Origin of the sequence: Oscillibacter sp. UBA6647, from assembly GCA_002455655.1 — a bacterium.
Lineage (GTDB): Bacteria > Bacillota > Clostridia > Oscillospirales > Oscillospiraceae > Oscillibacter.
The window spans coordinates 1-19,361 of the sequence record DKLF01000131.1 but is presented as its reverse complement, the minus strand read 5'-3'; the positions used below and the strand labels follow the sequence as shown (position 1 = coordinate 19,361).

Genomic DNA, 19,361 nt, shown 5'->3' with positions numbered 1-19,361 from the left:
GCTCGGATAATTCTCTACTCAATCAAGGAACTTTTTGTAGATAAGCAGGTGATCACATATGAACCGTGATTTCTTGAAGTAGAGGCACTACGGCTTATTTTAATGTTCTTTATTAGTTTATTTAAATAGCAATGTAAAAGGTTATTGTGCTAATAAAAATGTTGACAAATATTATTCAGTAATATAGTATGAAGAAAATTATACAAAGGAGCTGATTGGATGGCAATCGGAAATCGCGTGTATCTCAAGCGCGCGCTGCCCAGCCAGGAGTTACTCGATGCGTTCGCAAAAATCCCTGCGGCAAACATTGCAGACACCATGGGGCGGTCCTGCGCAATGAACCCCCGCCTGAAGCGGATGAGCGGAGCAACGAATATCATGGTGGGTCCTGCGCTGACGGTAAAGGCCAGAGCAGGGGACAACCTCTTTATTCATCAGGCCCTGGATATGGCCCAGCCCGGGGACATCATTGTGGTATCCAACGATGAGGACTCCACCCGCGCGCTGATGGGCGAGGTAATGTTTACTTATGCGCAATATCAGCGCAAACTGGGCGGACTGGTCGTGGACGGCCCTGTTCGGGATCTGGATGCGCTGCATGAAATGAAGCTGCCTGTCTACGCCACAGGCTCCACACCGGGTGGCCCTCATAAAAATGGTCCCGGCGAGATCAATGTACCCATTGCCTGCGGCGGCATCAGTGTCAACCCGGGGGATATTATTTTGGCCGATACCGACGGAATCATCGTCATTCCGCTGCGGGATGCCGCTGCGGTTCTTGAAAAGGCGCAGGCTTTTTGCCAGCAGGACGAGGCAAAGGTTCGTGCCGCCAGAGAAGGGACCTCCAAGCGGGAGTGGGTTTTGAAAAAGCTCCGTGAACAGGAAACGGAATTTGTGGACGAGATATACGGGGAGCACGCTTAAATCACGCGGAAGTCTGACCATACGGCAACTGAGCGCCGGGCGCTTTAATTTGGTGTAGGAGATGTTATTATGAGAGAAAAACTGCTTGGGAAAAAATATCTACCCCATCGGACCATCCTCGGTTTCCTTTTGGGCATTGTCATCGGCTTGTTCTTCTACGATTTCTCCGTCTGGGTCAAGCCTTTCGGCACGGCCTTCATGAATATGATCAAAATGCTGATTGTGCCAGTAATCTTTTTTAGTCTCACCAGCGGCATCGCTTCGATTGGTGATGTAAACAGGCTTAAACGCGTGGGTGCGAAGGTTGTTGCGGTATATGTTGCCATGACGGTTATCGCCTGCATGATCGGCTTGGTTATCGTAAATATTATTCATCCCGGCGTTGGCTTTGACACCAGTGTACTTAGTGCCTATGACGCATCGGAATTGACCACACCGGATTTTGGCGCGTTTTTGCTGGACATGATTCCCACCAACATTGTCGCGGCCATGTCGGATCAGAATATTATGCAGATGATCTTCTTTACCCTGATCTTTGGTATTTCTCTGGTATTTCTCGGGAAAAAGGCCCAGGTGGTTACTGACTTTATGACCCAGACCGCTGGCGTGATCTACAAGATGCTGGATATTATCATGATCTACTCTCCCATCGGTGTTTTTGCGCTGATGGCCAACACCACCGCCGTCTATGGCCCACAGCTCTTTGGCTCTCTTGCCAAGTTTGTCGCCACCGACTATACCAGTTGCCTGCTTGCATGGGCCGGCTTCAGCCTGTTTGTCAAAGCGTACACCGGCGTGCGGTACGGAAAAATGTGCAAGGCAATGGTTCCCATCTGGGTGAATACGCTGGCGACCAACTCCTCCGCCGGTACCATCCCTATCACCATGGACGTGACCACCAAGCGTCTGGGGATTCCCAACAGCATTGCTTCTTTCTCCATTCCTCTGGGCGCCACGATCAATTTGACCGGCGCGGCCATCTACAAGACCATTCTGGCTTTCTTTGTGGCTGAGATATACGGTCTTACTCTGACCCCCAGCCAGATCATTATGGTCATCTCCATTTCTACACTCATGTCCATCGCGGCTCCCGGTATTCCCGGCGGCGGCATTGTCACCGGCGCAATTTTCCTCAACCTTTTAAATCTTCCTATGGATTTGATGGGCCCCATCGCCGGAATGTACCGCCTCATCGATATGTCTCACACCACACTGAATGTCTCCGGCGATGTGCTGGGAACCATGTTTGTGGCAAAGAGTGAAAATCTCTGGAATCCCAAGGAGTTTAACGAATCCACCGCCGCGTTTGAGACGATAAATGTAGAATAACAAGGGAAAGGAACTTAGAAAATGGGTACGACACTTGCGCTGCGCATGAGTAAATTTAGCGGCTCACCAACCTCCGCCTTGATCGCAAAGGTCGCGGAACTGAAGCGGCAAGGAAAAGACATTATCTCTCTGAATGTGGGAGAGCCGGATTTTGGCACGCCGGACTATATTAAGGTGGCCGGAATGAAAGCCATTGCCGACAACTTCACCAAATACACTGCGGGCAACGGAATTTTGGAGTTGCGCGAGGAAATTATCAAAAAGCTTAAAGAAGACAACCATGTGGAATACAGCGTCAACGAGGTAACCACTGCCGTTGGTGCAAAGCAGGCCATTGCCAGCAGTATGATGGTCATTGCCGGACCCGGCGATGAGGTGCTGTTGCCCATTCCCTGCTGGGTGAGCTACACGGAAATGATTCGTCTGGCGGGAGCCACACCAGTCTTTGTCCCCGTGCGTCCGGATAACTATGAGCTGGATTTAGACGCAATCAAAGCGGCGATTACTTCAAGGACAAAGGCCATTATTATCTGTACGCCCAACAACCCCACCGGCGCCGTTTACAGCGAAGAAAGTCTGCGCAAGCTTGCGGACCTGGCGCTTGCCCATGACTTTTTTATTGTGGCTGATGAAATTTATGAAAAACTGATCTATGACGACGCAAAGCATTTTAGCGTCGCTTCCATTTCCAAGGAAGTGCGGGATCTCACCATCACCGTCAACGGTTTTTCCAAAGCCTATGCCATGACCGGCTGGCGCATCGGCTATGCCGCGGCCCGCGCGGATGTGATTAAGGGGATTATGGCGGTACAGAGTCAAACAACCTCCGCCACCAGCGCCATTTCCCAAAAGGCCGCTGTTGCCGCCCTCCGGGGTTCACAGCATGATTTGACAATGATGGTGGAGGAGTTCAAGCGCCGCAAAGATTATGTCATTTTGCGGCTAAACAGAATTCCGGGCATCACCTGCCCCCCCGTGAAGGGTGCATTTTATGTTTATCCCGATGTGCAGGCATATCTTGAAAAGTCTTTTGGAGCGCGGAAAATCGCAACAGCGGTAGATCTGTGCCAATATCTGCTGGACGAGGCGCTGATCTCCACAGTTCCCGGAGAGGCATATAATGTCCCCGGAAAGATTCGCATTTCCTATTCCAATTCCCTTGAGAATTTGGAGCAGGCATTAGATCGCTTTGAAAAAGCCTTGGCGGCTCTCACCTAATACTCTCATATTCTGTGTATTGAAAAGGCCGGATCCTCCTGATGAGGACCCGGCCTTTTCTGCGGCTGCGGGATTGACCGAAAAAAACAAATGTGATATGCTGATTTTGGAAAATGGAAGGGGAAAAGCCTATGAATGATCTTGTTTCCAAAATACAAAAAATGGCGATGACCCGCACAGACAGCAGTATTGCTGATTATGTTCTGGACCATCTGGACACGGTGGGATTTCAGACATCCACAAATCTTGCTATGGCGGTGGGTGTAAGTGATGCGTCGGTGATTCGGTTTATACGCAAGCTGGGTTTTGGCGGCTACGGTGAATTTCGCAATGCGATGAACCGCCGCATTGCTGAGCAGTACCAGAGTCAAAAAGATCTCTCTCCCAGCGAAAAATATGATTTTACTCGAGACAGCCTTCATAAAGACAGTCTCATCAGCGACGTTACCCGCTATACGCTGGATAATCTCCAACAGAGCCTTTCCAAGTTGGATAATGCCACGGTGGATAAAATTGTAGACACGATTTTAAACAGCGACCGGAAATATGTGGTTGGTTTTCGCGGAACCGCTTGTTGTGCGCAGTATATGGCCAGTAAACTGATTTTGCTTCTGCCCCATATTATTCCCATTACCCATGCGGACGCCACCGCGGTTGAGAATGTGGTAGATATCACGGCGCAGGACTGCCTGATTTTATATAGCTTTCCGCGTTATTCAGAGCTTTGTCTGGTGCTGATGAAAATGGCCCGGGAGCGGGGCGCAAGAATCATTCTGATTACAGACCGGCTCACAAATCCGCTGGCCGCGCTTGCAGATTCCGTGGCCATTGCGCATGTTAAAGGGCTTGGTTTTACAAACTCCTATGTGGTTCCCCTCAGTGTATCTGAGGTAATCCTGCTGGCCATCAGCGGACGCAGCAATCTTACGTCGGATGCACGGATTCGGGAACTGGACAAAGTGATCGGTTCAGAGAGGTTATATTGATCTCTTATCCGGAGTTTCTGTGCTTTCGGGAAGAGTCCGGATTCATTAAGGAGAACGTTTAGAGTTAAGACCATGAGTATCGTTAATCCTCTGAAAAGGCTTGCCTCTGCATTTGCAGACGGCAAGCCTTTTACTTGATAGCGGCGGCAAGGAACCTCCCAAGCTTCCTGAGATTCAGCACCAGAATAGACATGGCAATGCTGTGGGTGATGGTTTCCCGCCTTGCCCCGTTAATCAGTGAGTTTGGGAGCTGTCCCATATGTTCTTCCAGCTTCGGGCGCCTATTCCTGCGTTCCGCCTGTTCCGTGGTATACTGAAAAAAGAGCAGTCGGAAGTGTTTGTTGGGAATACGGCTCAGCACATTATCCTCGTAGAGCGGCTTGAAAAGGACCGTGCGTTCACCGCTTAGCATATGGTATAACTTCTTTAGGCCTCATTCTTTTCCTTTATACAAAAAGAATACCGCCCTGAAAAAGAGAACACTATCCTTATATTCTTTCTGTTATCGTAATACGGAAAGGAGGCGGGGGCATGACGATTTTGCTGGGTTTCACCACCGCCGGACTGCTTGTGCTTGGCTTTTTTGTCATGCGGCGCCTGGATACTTTTATAGAAAGGGGCGGAATCCTCGACGGCCCACAGGGGCGGGCAAATCAAGGCATCCTTATCTATGGAGCGCCGGAAGTCGAGGAGAAAATACATAAGATCGGAATGAAGTACAGGATTCTCACAGATCCTATTTTTCCGAGGGATGGCTTGTATTCGGCCCTATTTGCCTTATCGCAGGATGACCGCGACAATCTGGCGCTCTGTTATATGGCCAAGCAAGCAGATCCTGGAATTACAATGATTGCGCGGTGCAGCGCGCCAAAACTGCAAGGAGTCTTTAAGACGATGGGCGTAAGCAGGCTTCTTGGCGCGGAGGAATCCGTTGACCTCCTGCTGGCAGAATTGGGAGGGATCAGCAAATGAATACCAATAGATGGAGTACCACGCAAATTCTTTCCTTTGGATTTGCAATGCTTATTTTAATCGGCGGCCTGCTTTTAAGTTTGCCGGTCGCCGGCAAAAACGGTGCGGGGATTCCGTTTTTAAACGCACTTTTTACCTCCGCGTCCGCAACCTGTGTCACGGGCCTTGTGGTTTACGACACTTGGACGCAGTTTTCCTATTTTGGGCAGGCTGTCATCTTGCTGTTGATTCAAATCGGTGGGCTGGGGTTTATGGCGGTTGCTATTCTGGTTTCCCTTGCTGTCGGCAGACGCATTGGCCTGCGGGAGCGTTCTCTGCTGGCAGAGGCCGTCAGCTCTATGCAGGTGGGCGGCGTGGTCCGGCTGGTGCGGCGGATGCTGATCGGCACCGCTCTTTTCGAGGGAATCGGCGCACTGCTTCTGGCAATTCGCTTTGTCCCGATGTTCGGGGCAGGTCAAGGCTTATGGTTTGCCGTGTTTCATTCCGTGTCCGCGTTTTGCAATGCGGGCTTTGACCTGATGGGCGTGCGGTCGCCATTTTCTTCCCTGACAAGTTTTTATGACGACCCTCTCATCATCCTCACCATTGCCGGGCTGATTATTGCAGGCGGCATCGGGTTTGTCGTGTGGAACGACCTGATAGAAAGTCGATTTCACTTCAAAAACCTGCATCTGCATACCCGCGCTGTGCTCTTTTCCACACTGGCGCTCCTACTGATTGGGACCGTCGCATTTGTCAGTCTGGAATACAGCGGAACGATGCATTCCATGAATCCGGGTACGCGGATGCTGTCGGCTTTCTTTCAATCAGTCACCCCGAGAACAGCAGGGTTTAACAGTCTTGATATCGCTTCTCTCTCGGATGGCAGCAAATTTGTCACCATGCTGTTGATGTTTATTGGTGCTGCACCCGGCGGTACCGGCGGCGGCATCAAGGTGACAACGTTTGCCGTGATGGTCGCTTCCGTTTTGGCGCAGCTCAGAGCGCGGGATGATGTAAATTTGTTTCACTTCCGGCTGGAAGCAGAAGCCATACGCCGCGCCTTCTGCGGTGCGGCAGTCTATCTTGCTATGACGGTGGGAGGGATTCTGATTTTGTGTGCGCAGGAACAGTCACTGACCGCGGCGGCATTTGAAACGCTGTCCGCCATTGGCACGGTGGGGCTCACCGTGGGGATTACGCCTACGCTTCAAGCCTTGTCCCGAATTGCAATTATTCTTTTAATGTACGCGGGGCGCGTGGGCAGCCTGACAGTTTTTATGGCGGTGGCACAGCCCAAGCATAACGGAAAGCTTAAAAATCCTGTCGGGAAAATTATTGTCGGTTAACCAAGAAAGGAAATTCGCTGAAATGAGATCAATGCTGGTAATCGGCGCGGGGCGCTTTGGAAAAAATCTTGCTGTGAAGCTCACTGAACTGCATAATGAAGTGATGCTTGTGGACGTAAATGAGGAAGCCGTGCAGAAGCTGGAACCTTTTGTTACCCGGGTTCAGATTGGAGACTGCATGGACAGGGATGTTCTTGCGGAATTGGGCGTACGGAATTTTGACGTATGCTTTGTGTGCATCAGCGACAATTTTCAGTCTTCCATGGAGATCACATCACTGCTGAAAGAATTGGGAGCGCCCTATGTCGTTTCTAAATCGGACCGTGAGATTCACGCCGATCTGCTTAAAAAAATAGGCGCCGACGATGTGGTTTACCCGGAAAGAGACATGGCCCAGAGAACTGCCGTCCGGTATTCGGCAAAAGGCGCGTTCGATTATATTGAGCTTTCTCCCGAATACGCCATCATGGAGGTGGAGCCGCCGGAAAGCTGGGTTGGGCGCAACATTCGGGAACTGGACGTGCGCACGAAACACCGCGTCAACGTAATTGGTGTGCGCAATGGAAAACACATTCTGCCGCTCATCAGCGCAGAGCATGAGTTTCAAAAGCAGGAACATATTATTGTTGCGGGCGAGCAAAAGGATATCCTGAAAATAATCAGCAGCACAAATTAGCAAAGGGGGGGGGACTGTCACGATGAAAAATGCGGGGAAAGCGGTTGTGACCATTGGCATTGCGACAGCATTGGCGGTTCTGGCGGCCCGGCTGGGTGTGGGGAACGAAAGCGTCATCATGATGTTTTTGCTTAGCGTCCTGTTTACAGCGGTATTCACCAGCAGTCTCTGGTGGGCCATCGGCTCGGCACTTGTGTGTGCGCTGCTCTTTAATTTTTTGTTCACCGAACCGCACTATTCTTTTTTCGTATACAGTCCCAGCGACCTGATGCTTCTTGTTTTCTTTGTTGCCACGGGAATTGTTTCGGGAATGATTACCTCCCGTTTGCAGCGGGAAATGAAGCTGGCAAGCGAAAATGAACATACAGCTAAAATCCTGTATCGCATTGCGTCAGACTTTCTCTCTGCCAGCGGAAAGGAAAGCGTCGTTCGGAAAGCTGAAGCCCTTGTTCAGGAATATGTGGGCCTGAACTGTAAGGTGTTCTTAGGCGGCCGGCAGACGATTCCCCAGAGCTTTGAAATCAGCGGGGCTTCCGGAATGCTGGGCAGGCTGGAGCTTTCTGGGACGCGGCCCAGCGGACAAAAACTTCTGATTGTGCAGGCAATCTGCGCGCAGCTTGGGATTGCGCTGGAGCGGGAGATGCTTGTAACCGACAGGGAACGAATCCGAATGGCAATGGAACGGGAACAGCAGCGCGGCACGCTTCTTCGGTCTGTGGCCCATGACTTGCGCAGTCCGCTGACGGCAATCTCCGGTGCAGGCAACCTGTTGGCCGACAACTATTTCAGGCTTTCCGAAGCCGAACGCAGAAAGCTTGCCTCAGACATTAGCGAAGAAATCGTCTGGCTCAGTGATCTGGTGGAGAATATCCTCAGCATGACCCGAATCAGCGAGCAAAAGATTGTGCTGCACAAACAGGATGAGGTCATTGACGACGTCATCGGCGAGGCGGTCAAGCATACGGAACGGCTCCTGCGTGATCGGCAGTTCCATGTGAAGCTGCCGGACGAGGTGGTAACCGCGCCTATGGACGGTAAGCTGATTGCGCAGGTCGTGATCAATCTTTTGGAAAATGCGGTCCGGCATACGCCGCCCGATAGTAAAATTTCTCTGACCATATATGCGGAAAGTGAGTTGACGGTATCTGTGGCGGACACGGGAAACGGCATCCCAGATACGATCCGCGGCCACCTGTTTGAACGTTTTGTCACCCAGGCGTCGAATATTGTAGACGGACGTCAGGGACTGGGACTGGGGCTTTCAATTTGTAAGACCATCGTTGAGGCGCATGGCGGTACGATTTCTGTGTCGGACAATGTTCCAAAAGGCTCCATCTTTACGTTTACCCTGCCAATGGAGGAAACTGATGAGTGAAAAACGAGTGATCCTTGTTATAGAGGACGACAAATATATTTCACATTTTATTGATCTCTCTCTTTCCAAAGAGAATTATGCTGTCCTGATCGCGGAAACAGCGGCGGAGGGCTTATTCTTATTTACTTCTCACAGACCGGATATCGTTCTGCTGGATCTTGGCCTGCCTGACCGTGACGGCGTGGATCTGCTTCGCGAGCTGCGGACCTTTTCGGATACGCCGGTTCTGATTGTTTCCGCACGGGGGCAGGAAATGGAGAAAATTACCGCGCTGGATTTGGGTGCCAACGATTATATTACGAAGCCCTTTCATATGGGGGAGTTGATGGCGCGTATCCGGGTGGTTGAGCGGCTGCTGGAGAAAAATGGAGCGACAGACGGAGACTCCGTGTTTTCCTGCGACTGGCTGACGGTGGACTATGAAAAGCGCAGGGTGCTTGTGTCCGGCAATGAAATTCACCTGACGCCGACGGAATATAAAACGCTACTCTTGCTCATCTCCAACCGGGGTAAGGTGCTGACGCACAATTATATTATCCGGCAGATTTGGGGTTACGAAGGAGGCGACAGCAAAAGCGTGCGGGTCTTTATGGCCAATCTTCGCCGGAAGCTTGAAAAGGACACGACGCATCCACGCTTTATTTTGACGGAAGTTGGCGTTGGCTATCGCTTTGCCGATGAATAGCAATTTAAAATGCCAAAACAAGATGCAGAGAAAGTTATAATAAAAACTTCCTCTGCATCTTGTTTTCCGTATTCGGTTTGCCTTATTGGGTGGGTTCGTAACTTACTCTTGTAACTTCCCGGCTTTTACCCGAGGACCCGTTTTAATTTGTCCGCTTTGTTTAGAGCAGCGGGAAAATGAACAGCTTGAACAGGAACAGCGCACCAAGCACCCACATCACGACGCCGGGCTCCTTGGCCTTACCCTGCACGACCCGCACCAGCAGGTAGAACAGGATGCCAAACATAATGCCGGCGGAGATGGAGTAGCCCACAACCATGAAGATAATGGCAAACACGCCGGGAACCAGCGCTTCCACCTTTGTCCACTCGAACTCCTCCATAGGCTCGCACATCATAATACCCACAACCACCAGCGCGGGGGCGGTGGCAAAGCTGGGGATGGCGCCGATGATGGGGAAGAAGGGGACTGCCAACAGGAACAAAATAGCGGTGGTGACGGCGGTGAGGCCCGTGCGTCCGCCCTCTTCCACGCCGGAAGCGCTTTCCACAAACGTGGTGACGGTGGAGGTTCCCAGAATTGCGCCCACCGTGGTGGCCACGGCGTCGGAGGCAAATGCCTGATTGACGCCGGGGAAGTTTCCGTTTTCATCAATCATTTTGGCCTTGGTGGCAACGCCCGCAAAGGTCCCCAGCGTATCAAAGATATCCACATACAGGAAGGTAAGCGTAACCATGATAAACTGGGTGATGTTTTTGCCGCTGGAAAATGCGTCGCGCAGACCGGAGAAGCACAGTCCGAAGGTTTCCGCAAGGCCGGAGAAGGAAGTGAAGCTAATCAGGGCAGAGGGGAACAGGGAATACGCGCTTGCTTCAGGATTTACCTGATACCAGCCGATCCCCTGAGCAGCCATGCCCAAAAACCAAGTGGCAAAAATGCCGATGAGCAGTGCGCCCTTCACCTTCTTCATCCATAAAACCACCGTGATGGCAATGCCAAGAAGCGCCAAAAACACGCCCGCTTGGGTCAGGTTCGCATTTACCTCAACCAGCGTGGCGCCTCCCACAATGATGCCGGAATTCTGGAAGCCGATGAACATGATAAAAAGACCGATACCGGCCGAGATGGCCAGACGAAGCTGCTTGGGAATTGCGGTAAGTAACTTGGAGCGTATACCGGTAAGGCTGAGCACCAGAAAAATGCAGCCCTCCACCAAAACCGCCGCCAGCGCAAAGGAAGGGGAGAAGCCCATGGCGAATACCACCGTGTAGGTAAAAAAGGCGTTCAGGCCCATACCCGGCGCCTGCGCAAACGGCATTCCCGCCCACAGGCCCATCAGCATGGTGCCAAGACACGCGGACAGCGCCGTAGCCAGGAAAACGCCGCCTGCATTCAGTCCGGCCTGACTCAAGATTCCCATGTTTACAGGAAGAATATAGGCCATGGTGATGAAGGTAGTAATACCCGCCAGAATTTCCGTTCTGATGGTACTCCCGCGCTCGGTAATCTTAAAAAATTTGTCCATTGGATACCTCCTAAAATAGTAAGGGTCTTGTTTTTGGTCACACGGCCCCCGCTGCCTTGGCCCCCCTTCCCCCGCTGTGCAGGCGGCTTCTCAATTGGCTTTGTCTTTGCGGAAAATTAAAAACCGCGCGGCCGCAAAGATATACACCAAGGGTTCTCCCATACAGTACAGCATATTACATAAGAATTCCTAATATACAGTATAACATTTTATACATGAATGTCTATAATGGCAGTTTTCACAAAAAACATTGGCAAAAATTTTTATTTGTGCACCTCTTTCTCAGCAGGTTTTTTCAGACTTTATAACTTCTTAGGAATAAAACTCCGTGTTTGTTTACAGACTGTTCACATCAAATGCACAATTCCGCAATGTTTTTCGGGTATCTTAAGAATCAGCAAAGGGGACTCCCACCCCGATGCGTTTTCTCCCTCCTAAAACACACACAGCAAAAAGGACCGCTTCGGCGGTCTTTTTTGCGTGCTTTTTTTAAAGCGACCCCGCAGGGCGGCGGCAGGACGCTTTCATTTTCCGTGCCGCCTGCAAAATTACTGCACTGCTATAGCCGCAACGACACTTTCCGTCTTGCGAAATGGTTCGGCGTGGTATACTATAATAACAATATTTTTACTCGGGAGGCGTTTTGCATGAAAGACGGTTTTATCTCTGTCGCCTGCGGCAGTCCCCGGCTTCATCTGGCTGACTGCGCCCGCAACGCGGAGGAAACCTTTACCCTGATGCGCAAGGCGGAGCAGGCGGGGGTGAAGGTTTTGGTGCTGCCGGAGCTGGGGCTGACAGGCTATACCTGCGGCGACCTTTTTTATCAGGAATCCCTGCTGCGCGGCGCAGAACAGGCCCTTTCCACCGTGCTGGAGGCCACCCGGAATCTGGAGGTCGTCACTGCCGTGGGCCTGCCTGTTCGATTTGAAAACAAATTGTATAACTGTGCAGTGGTTATACAAAAAGGAATAATTCTTGGGGTAGTCCCCAAAGCACACCTGCCCAATTATGGGGAGTTTTACGAAAAGCGTCAGTTTTCCCCCGCGCCCCGGGATCCATTTAACATGGTGTCGCTGTGCGGAAGCGAGATTTGCTTTGGCGCGGAAATTCTCTTTTCATGCGAAGAAATGCCGGAGCTGACGCTGGGCTTTGAAATCTGTGAGGATTTGTGGGCCCCCTGCTCTCCCTCCGTGAACATGGCCCAGACAGGGGCCACCATCATCGGAAATCTTTCCGCCAGCAACGATTTGGTGGGGAAGGACGCATACCGCCGCCAGCTTGTGACTATGCAGTCGGCAAAGCTTTTGTGCGGCTATTTGTACGCCAGCGCAGGGGAGGGGGAGTCCACCTCCGACGTGGTGTTCGGCGCGCACCAGCTTATTGCAGAAAACGGAACCCTTCTGGCTGAACAGCGGTTTGAAGGCGGCCTTTTGATTTCAGAAATTGACGTGGCACGGTTGTGCCATGAGCGGAGAAGAACCCAGATTATGCCGGAGCGACCGGTTTCCACGGCTCCTGTTACAGTACCCTTTTCCCTGACGATGGCGCGGACGAAGCTCACCCGATATGTGGCTCCCATGCCCTTTGTCCCGGAGGGGCGGGAGGACCGGGATATCCGCTGCCGCGAAATTCTGCTGATTGCGTCTTTAGGCTTAAAGCATCGGCTGGAGCACACGGGGTCGAAAACCGCCGTGGTGGGCCTTTCCGGTGGACTGGACTCTACGCTGGCGGTGCTGATCGCCGCTCTTTCCATGAATTTGCTGGGCAGACCCATGACGGATATTGTGACGGTGACCATGCCTTGCTTTGGCACCACGGACCGCACGAAAAACAACGCGGTGATTCTCGCGGAACGGCTGGGAACCACTCTAAAAACGGTGGATATCTCCGCCACCGTCCGCAGCCACTTCCGGGATATCGGACATGACATGGACGACCACTCCGTTACCTTTGAAAACGGACAGGCCCGGGAGCGGACGCAGGTTTTGATGGACATTGCCAACCAGACCGGGGGACTTGTCATCGGCACGGGGGATTTGAGCGAGCTGGCTCTTGGCTGGTGCACCTACAACGGCGACCATATGAGCAACTACGCAGTCAACGCCTCCATTCCCAAGACGCTGGTGCGCCATCTGGTGGCTTATCTCGCCCGGGATAATCAGGACAAGGACGGGGACCTCACCGGCGTGTTGGAGGACATTCTGGACACGCCCGTATCCCCGGAGCTGCTGCCCGCCGTGCGGGGCGACATTGTCCAGCGGACCGAGGATTTGGTGGGGCCCTACGAGCTGCACGACTTCTTCCTGTACTACTTTCTGCGCTGGGGCTTTGAGCCGGGGAAAATTTTTCGGCTTGCACTGTATGCTTGGGGCGGGCGGTATGACCGGGCAGTAATTTTGAAGTGGCTGCGGGTATTTTATCGGAGGTTCTTCTCCCAGCAGTTCAAACGCAACTGCCTGCCGGACGGGCCGAAGGTTGGCTCTGTGGCGGTATCCCCCCGGGGGGACTGGCGGATGCCCAGCGACGCGCAGGTTGCCCTTTGGCAGGCGGAGCTGGACACGCTGGATTAAGCGCTCTTCGGCGCAGGGTTCAAAAGGCCCGGATTTAAATAGATTTAAGGAGTTTTCATGAAAACTATCACCATCTATACCGACGGCGCCTGCTCCGGCAATCCCGGCCCGGGAGGCTGGGGGGCTGTCCTGCTCTATGGAGAGCACCGGCGGGAGCTTTCCGGCGGCGAACCGGCCACCACCAACAACCGCATGGAGCTGACGGCTGTCATTGAAGCGCTGTCGTTTTTGAAAGAGCCTTGCAACGTGGATTTGTGGAGTGACTCCAAGTATGTGATTGACGGACTGGAAAAGGGCTGGGCAAAGGGCTGGAAAAAGCGAGGCTGGGTGAAGTCCGATAAAAAGCCGGCTTTAAACCCGGATCTATGGGATAAGCTACTGACCCTGACGGAAACCCACGCCCTTCGTTATCACTGGGTGAAGGGCCATGCAGACACTCCCGAAAACAACCGCTGTGACGAGCTGGCGGTGGCGGAGAGCAGAAAATACAAGTAGGCAGGTTTTTACTTGAGGTCTTTTTTAAGAACCCAAGCATGGCCTGCGGACACTGTAAAACCAGGAGCGAAGGAATTTTATTCCTCCGCTCCTTAAATTTTGTTTATAGATAAGCTTTTTTATTATAAAAACGGCTTTTTACAGAAAAAACCACTCGAAAATTAAAAAGTTTTCCACAATATATGGAAAAGGGCTTGCCCTCGGGCAAGCCCTTTTTTTTATTTACTCCTGATTTTCAGAAGTAGTTGCGTCTTCTGCGGAAGTTTCCTCGTCGGCAGAAGCTTCCGTTTCCGCGGAAATCTCCGCTTCAACAGGAAGGCCCTCTCCCGCAGGAAGCTCCCCAGTCATTCCCTCGGAAATTTCCTCTTTGTCCGTCAGCGCAAGGGAAATCACCTGATCGCCGTCTTCCTTAAAGCGCATGACGATGACGCCCTGTGTGGACCGTCCGGCAATGCGGATACTGTCCACCGCCGTGCGGATGAGAATGCCGCTCTGGGTGACCAGCAGCAAGTCCTCGTTGCCGTCCACCACTTTCATCCCCACCACAGGGCCGGTTTTCTCCGTCACCATATAGTTCCGGATGCCGAGGCCGCCCCGGTTTGTAATCCGGTAGTCCTCCACGGGGGTGCGCTTACCATAGCCATTCTCCGTGATGGAGAGAACCGTTTTCCCCTCCAGCGCGCGGGCGGCAGCGACCACATAGTCGCCCTCCCGCAGGCGGATGCCCCGGACGCCCGTGGCATCCCGGCCCATGGGACGCACGTCCGTCTCGTCAAAGCAGACGGCCTGCCCATCGTGAGTGGCAATTAGAATCCGCTTGGTTCCGTCCGTCTCCCGGACGGTAATCAGCGCGTCTCCCTCGTCCATCCGTAGGGCACGGATGCCGTTGTTCCGCAGGTTTTTCAAGGTGGCCACCGGCAAGCGCTTCACCGTGCCGTTCCGGGTCACCATGAAGAAGAAACTGCCCGTGTCCTCCAAAGACCGGGTGTGAACCATGGCCTGCACCCGCTCGCCCTGCTCAATCTGGAGAATGTTGATGAGGTTTGTTCCCTTAGCGGTTTTTCCGGACTCTGCAATCTGATAGCCCTTTTTCCGATAGACCTTTCCCGTATCGGTAAAGAACAGGATATAGTCGTGGGTGGAAGCGGTGAACACGTCCACCACTACGTCCTCTTCCCGGGTGGTAATGCCCTTTTTGCCCATACCGCCCTTGGACTGCGCCGTATATTCGCTGACGGGGGTCCGCTTGATATACCCAGCCTCCGTCAGAGTGAAAACGCACTCCTCCTCTTCAATCAGGTCCTCAATGTCGATTTCGTCCTCCACGTCCTGAATCTCGGTCTTTCGGTCGTCGCCGTATTTTTCGGCGATGGCGGTCAACTCCTCTTTCAGCAAGGCGCGGATTTTTTCGTTGGAAGCAAGAAGGTCCTCGTAATAGTGGATTCTCTCCTCCAGCTCCTTATACTCCGCCTCGAGCTTTTCCCGGTTCAGACCCTGGAGGGAGATAAGCCGCATTTCGCAGATAGCCTGGGCCTGAATCTCGTCAAGGCCGAATTTTTCCATCAGGTTTTGCTTGGCGTTGTCATAGCTGCTGCGAATGACCTTAATGACTTCGTCGATGTGGTCCTGCGCGATGAGCAGACCTTCCAGCAGGTGGGCGCGCTCCTGCGCCTTTTTCAGGTCGTACCGGGTCCGACGAACAATCAAATCCTCCTGAAAGGCGAGATACTCGTCAATAATGTGCCGCAGGGACAGAATTTTCGGCTGGGACTGATTATCCACCAGCGCCAGCATGTTGATGGCAAAGCTGGACTGAAGCTGGGTCTGGGAGAACAGGCGGTTGAGCACCACCTGCGGGTTTGCGTCCCGCTTCAGCTCGATGACCATGCGCATACCGTTCCGGTCCGACTCGTCTCGGATGTCGGAAATGCCCTCCAGCCGCTTATCCTCCACCTGATCGGCCATGTTTTTAATCAGCATCCGCTTGTTGACCTGATAGGGAATCTCCGTCACCACAATACGGGTGCGGTCCTTGCCAAATTCCTCAAACTCCGTCCGGGCGCGAATGATCACTCGGCCCCGGCCGGTGGCATAAGCGGCACGGATGCCGCTGCGGCCCATGATCATACCTCTGGTGGGAAAATCCGGTCCCTTGACATACTGCATCAGGTCGGCAAGCTGGGCCTCGGGGTCCTCCAGCACATGGATGCACGCGCCAATGACCTCTCGAAGGTTGTGGGGCGGAATGTTCGTGGCCATGCCCACGGCAATGCCGCTGGAACCGTTGACCAGCAGGTTGGGGAAACGGGAAGGGAGGACCTTGGGTTCTTTTCTCGTCTCGTCAAAGTTGGGGGACCAGTCCACCGTGTCTTTTTCAATATCCCGAAGCATTTCCTCGGAAATTTTAGAGAGGCGGGCCTCCGTGTATCGGTATGCAGCCGGGGGGTCTCCGTCCACGGAACCGAAGTTTCCGTGTCCATCCACCAGCATATAGCGCATGGAAAAGTCCTGTGCCAGACGCACCAGCGCGTCGTATACCGACGCGTCTCCGTGGGGATGGTACCGGCCCAGCACGTCACCGACGGCGGTAGCGCACTTGCGGAATGCCTTTTCAAAGGTCAGGCCATCCTCGTACATAGCGTACAAAATCCGGCGGTGGACGGGCTTCAATCCGTCCCGCACGTCCGGAAGCGCCCGGCCCACAATGACGCTCATGGCATATTCGATATAGGATTTCTGCATTTCCGTGACCAGGGGGGATTGCTCAATTTTCTGGTTGGGGAACCGAATCTCCTCGGGGTCGTACTGCGGTTTCTTACTCATGTTCGGCTCTCCTCCCTTAATAGTCCAGATTGACCGCGTATTTCGCGTTCTTCTCGATAAATTCCTTCCGCGGCTCCACCTTTTCACCCATCAAAATGGAGAACGTCTCGTCGGCGGCCACCGCGTCGTCCAGCGTAATGCGGCGCAGCGTCCGCTTTTCCGGGTCCATGGTGGTTTCCCACAGTTCGTGTGGGTTCATCTCGCCAAGGCCCTTATAGCGGCTGATGTCCACCTTGGCGTTGGGATTGTCCTGCTTCAGCTCTGTGGAGATCACGCGGCTCTCCTCCTCCGTATAGGCCACCCGGGAAGTCTTTCCCCGGCTCAGCTTAAAGAGGGGAGGGACGGCGGCATAGACATACCCCTGCTCCACCAGCGGCCGCATGAAGCGGAAGAAGAAGGTCAGCAGCAGCGTACGGATGTGGGAACCGTCCACGTCCGCATCCGCCATGATGACAATTTTGTGATAGCGCAGGCGAGAGACGTCAAATTCCTCTCCGATACCCGCGCCCAATGCCGTAATCACAGGCTGGAGCTTGTCGTTGCCATACACCTTGTCGGCCCGGGCCTTCTCCACGTTCAGCATCTTGCCCCATAGGGGAAGAATCGCCTGAAAGCGGGAATCCCGGCCCTGTGTGGCGGAACCGCCTGCGGAGTCACCCTCGACGATGTAGAGCTCAGTGAGCTCCGGGTTGGCCTCGTTGCAGTCCCGCAGCTTGTCGGGCATGGCCGCGCCACCCAGCGCCGTCTTGCGTCGAATGGATTCCCGGGCCTTCCGGGCAGCCTCCCGCGCGCGGTTGGCGGTGAGGGATTTATCCAGAATCATGCGCCCCACCTGAGGATTTTCCTCCAGATAGGTTTCAAGCTTCGCGGAAACAATGCTATTCACCAACGTGCGGATTTCGCTGTTTCCAAGCTTTGCCTTGGTTTGGCCCTCAAACTGCGCGTCTGTCAGCTTCACGGAAATGATGCAGGTAAGGCCCTCCCGGCAGTCTTCACCGGAAACCTTGTCGCCCTCTTTCAGCATACCGATTTTCTTGCCGTAGTTGTTCAGTACGTTGGTGAGAGCGCGCTTGAAGCCCTCCTCATGCATACCACCCTCTGGGGTGTGAATGTTATTGGCGAAGGAAAGCATGTTTTCATTATACCCGTCGTGATATTGCAGGGCAATTTCCGCCATAGAGTCGTCCTTGCTGCCGCACATATAAATCACATCGGAGTGGATGGGGTCCTTGGTGCGGTTTAAGAAAGCCACAAACTCCCGGATGCCGCCGGCGTAATACATCTCGTCGGCCTGCTCCCGGCCCTCTCTCAAATCCGCCACCTTGATTTTCAGGCCCGCGTTTAAAAACGCCTGCTCCCGCATATGGGTATGGAGAATGTCATATTCATACTCCGTGGTGTCACGGAACATCTCCGGGTCGGGCTTGAAGGTAACAGTGGTACCTGTGTGATCGGTGGTGCCCACCACCTCCATCTTTTTGGTGATTTCACCACGGGCAAAATGCATTTCATAGATTTTCCCGTCCCGGTGGACCTGAACCACCAGCCATTCAGACAGCGCGTTTACCACGCTGGCGCCAACGCCATGCAGTCCGCCGGAAACCTTATAGCCCCCGCCGCCGAACTTTCCGCCTGCGTGGAGCACAGTGTAAACCACTTCCAGCGCGGGCTTTCCCGTCTGGGCCTGAATGTCCACGGGGATACCCCGTCCGTTGTCCACCACGGTAATTGTCCCGTCAGCATTGATCTGCACCAGAATATCCGTGCAGCAACCTGCCAGAGCCTCGTCAATGGCGTTGTCTACAATCTCATAAACCAGATGATGAAGACCCGAGGAGGAAGTGGACCCGATATACATACCGGGCCGCTTACGAACGGCCTCCAGACCTTCCAGCACCTGAATTTCGGATGCGTCGTATTCATTTTCCGCGCCCACCGATGTGGGATTCAGTGTCTCGTTTTCTGCCATTTGGTTTCTCCTTCCGTATAACAGGGCAAGCAGAGCCGGGCCCGCGATTTTGCAGGCCCGCTTCTCCCCGCCCCTGTGTCAAGTTTAATCGCGTTTGAAACTTGCTCAAAAACCACCTCCGTATCGCCATTCATTTCTTAACTCAATCATATTTTAAAGTGGCTCCCTTTAAAAGGCCGCAGAAACTGCCGTCAAAACTGCTCACAGCTCCAGTTCCAGACTTTCCGCCCGCTTTTGCAGCGTGGCGGGGCCAAGCTGGGAGAGATATACAATCTGAGGATGATAGGGATGGTCGCACACCACAAAGGACTTCGGCAAAGCCCCTGAAACGTCCAGCACCACGCCCTCGTTCTCCGCTTTTGCAAGATATTCCCGGGTCCTTTTTCCGTAGCTGCATTTGTCAAGATCAAAGATGCCTACCACCCGGTTCTCCGGGACAATTTCGTTCTGACCGATATGAAGATACAAGGTCCATCCTCCTTTTTT

At 53.2% G+C, this 19,361-nt stretch carries 16 protein-coding genes; 11 read left to right on the top strand and 5 right to left on the bottom strand.

Annotated features, from left to right (window positions below; all coding sequences use genetic code 11):
• Positions 1-219: 219 nt before the first annotated feature.
• The 4 genes from B2W96_RS09725 to B2W96_RS09710 all read left to right on the top strand — a co-directional run bounded on the left by B2W96_RS09725 (position 220) and on the right by B2W96_RS09710 (position 4,457).
• The gene (locus B2W96_RS09725; protein WP_293010095.1) at positions 220-924 is read left to right on the top strand and encodes an RraA family protein; all 705 of its coding nucleotides are present in this window, start codon (positions 220-222) and stop codon (positions 922-924) included.
• 69 nt (positions 925-993) lie between these two features.
• Entirely contained in the window at positions 994-2,253 is a 1,260-nt protein-coding gene (locus B2W96_RS09720) for a dicarboxylate/amino acid:cation symporter (protein WP_293010094.1), read from the top strand.
• A gap of 21 nt (positions 2,254-2,274) precedes the next feature.
• Positions 2,275-3,471, top strand: coding sequence for a pyridoxal phosphate-dependent aminotransferase (locus B2W96_RS09715; protein WP_293010093.1), 1,197 nt, complete (start codon positions 2,275-2,277; stop codon positions 3,469-3,471).
• Positions 3,472-3,602: 131 nt separating this feature from the next.
• Positions 3,603-4,457 carry a MurR/RpiR family transcriptional regulator gene (locus B2W96_RS09710; protein ID WP_293010092.1) on the top strand — a complete coding sequence of 285 codons (855 nt, stop codon included), beginning with the start codon at positions 3,603-3,605 and terminating at the stop codon, positions 4,455-4,457.
• Between the two features lie 130 nt (positions 4,458-4,587).
• Here the strand turns inward: B2W96_RS09710 and B2W96_RS09705 are convergent, their stop codons facing one another.
• Entirely contained in the window at positions 4,588-4,869 is a 282-nt protein-coding gene (locus B2W96_RS09705) for a hypothetical protein (protein ID WP_293010091.1), read from the bottom strand.
• Between the two features lie 119 nt (positions 4,870-4,988).
• On the opposite strand from B2W96_RS09705, the gene B2W96_RS09700 reads away from it, so the two are divergent.
• From B2W96_RS09700 to B2W96_RS09680, 5 genes are read left to right on the top strand one after another with little or no spacing between them, the layout of a single operon-like run.
• Positions 4,989-5,429 (top strand): hypothetical protein, encoded by a 441-nt coding sequence (locus B2W96_RS09700; RefSeq protein WP_293010090.1) that lies wholly within the window; start codon positions 4,989-4,991, stop codon positions 5,427-5,429.
• The gene (locus B2W96_RS09695) at positions 5,426-6,757 is read left to right on the top strand and encodes a TrkH family potassium uptake protein (RefSeq protein ID WP_293010089.1); all 1,332 of its coding nucleotides are present in this window, start codon (positions 5,426-5,428) and stop codon (positions 6,755-6,757) included. The genes B2W96_RS09700 and B2W96_RS09695 overlap by 4 nt, the downstream gene beginning before the upstream one ends.
• A 22-nt stretch (positions 6,758-6,779) precedes the next feature.
• The gene (locus B2W96_RS09690; protein ID WP_293010088.1) at positions 6,780-7,433 is read left to right on the top strand and encodes a potassium channel family protein; all 654 of its coding nucleotides are present in this window, start codon (positions 6,780-6,782) and stop codon (positions 7,431-7,433) included.
• Positions 7,434-7,455: 22 nt separating this feature from the next.
• The gene (locus B2W96_RS09685) at positions 7,456-8,808 is read left to right on the top strand and encodes a sensor histidine kinase (RefSeq protein ID WP_293010087.1); all 1,353 of its coding nucleotides are present in this window, start codon (positions 7,456-7,458) and stop codon (positions 8,806-8,808) included.
• Complete coding sequence (locus tag B2W96_RS09680; protein ID WP_293010086.1) at positions 8,801-9,493, top strand: response regulator transcription factor; 693 nt, start codon at positions 8,801-8,803, stop codon at positions 9,491-9,493. The genes B2W96_RS09685 and B2W96_RS09680 overlap by 8 nt, the downstream gene beginning before the upstream one ends.
• A gap of 160 nt (positions 9,494-9,653) precedes the next feature.
• On the opposite strand, the gene B2W96_RS09675 is transcribed toward B2W96_RS09680, so the two are convergent.
• Positions 9,654-11,018: an NCS2 family permease gene (locus tag B2W96_RS09675; protein WP_293010085.1), complete on the bottom strand. Its 1,365-nt coding sequence runs from the start codon at positions 11,016-11,018 to the stop codon at positions 9,654-9,656.
• A 647-nt stretch (positions 11,019-11,665) separates the two neighbouring features.
• Between B2W96_RS09675 and B2W96_RS09670 the strand changes: the two genes are divergently transcribed.
• Positions 11,666-13,588: an NAD(+) synthase gene (locus B2W96_RS09670; protein ID WP_293010084.1), complete on the top strand. Its 1,923-nt coding sequence runs from the start codon at positions 11,666-11,668 to the stop codon at positions 13,586-13,588.
• A gap of 57 nt (positions 13,589-13,645) precedes the next feature.
• The gene (gene rnhA / locus B2W96_RS09665; RefSeq protein WP_293010083.1) at positions 13,646-14,083 is read left to right on the top strand and encodes a ribonuclease HI; all 438 of its coding nucleotides are present in this window, start codon (positions 13,646-13,648) and stop codon (positions 14,081-14,083) included.
• Between the two features lie 222 nt (positions 14,084-14,305).
• Here the strand turns inward: rnhA and gyrA are convergent, their stop codons facing one another.
• The 3 genes from gyrA to remB all read right to left on the bottom strand — a co-directional run.
• The gene (gene gyrA / locus B2W96_RS09660; protein ID WP_293010082.1) at positions 14,306-16,906 is read right to left on the bottom strand and encodes a DNA gyrase subunit A; all 2,601 of its coding nucleotides are present in this window, start codon (positions 16,904-16,906) and stop codon (positions 14,306-14,308) included.
• A gap of 16 nt (positions 16,907-16,922) precedes the next feature.
• Positions 16,923-18,875: a DNA topoisomerase (ATP-hydrolyzing) subunit B gene (gene gyrB / locus B2W96_RS09655; RefSeq protein WP_293010081.1), complete on the bottom strand. Its 1,953-nt coding sequence runs from the start codon at positions 18,873-18,875 to the stop codon at positions 16,923-16,925.
• 201 nt (positions 18,876-19,076) lie between these two features.
• A partial coding sequence (remB, locus tag B2W96_RS09650; RefSeq protein WP_293010080.1) for an extracellular matrix regulator RemB occupies positions 19,077-19,361 on the bottom strand: 285 nt, incomplete at its 5' end.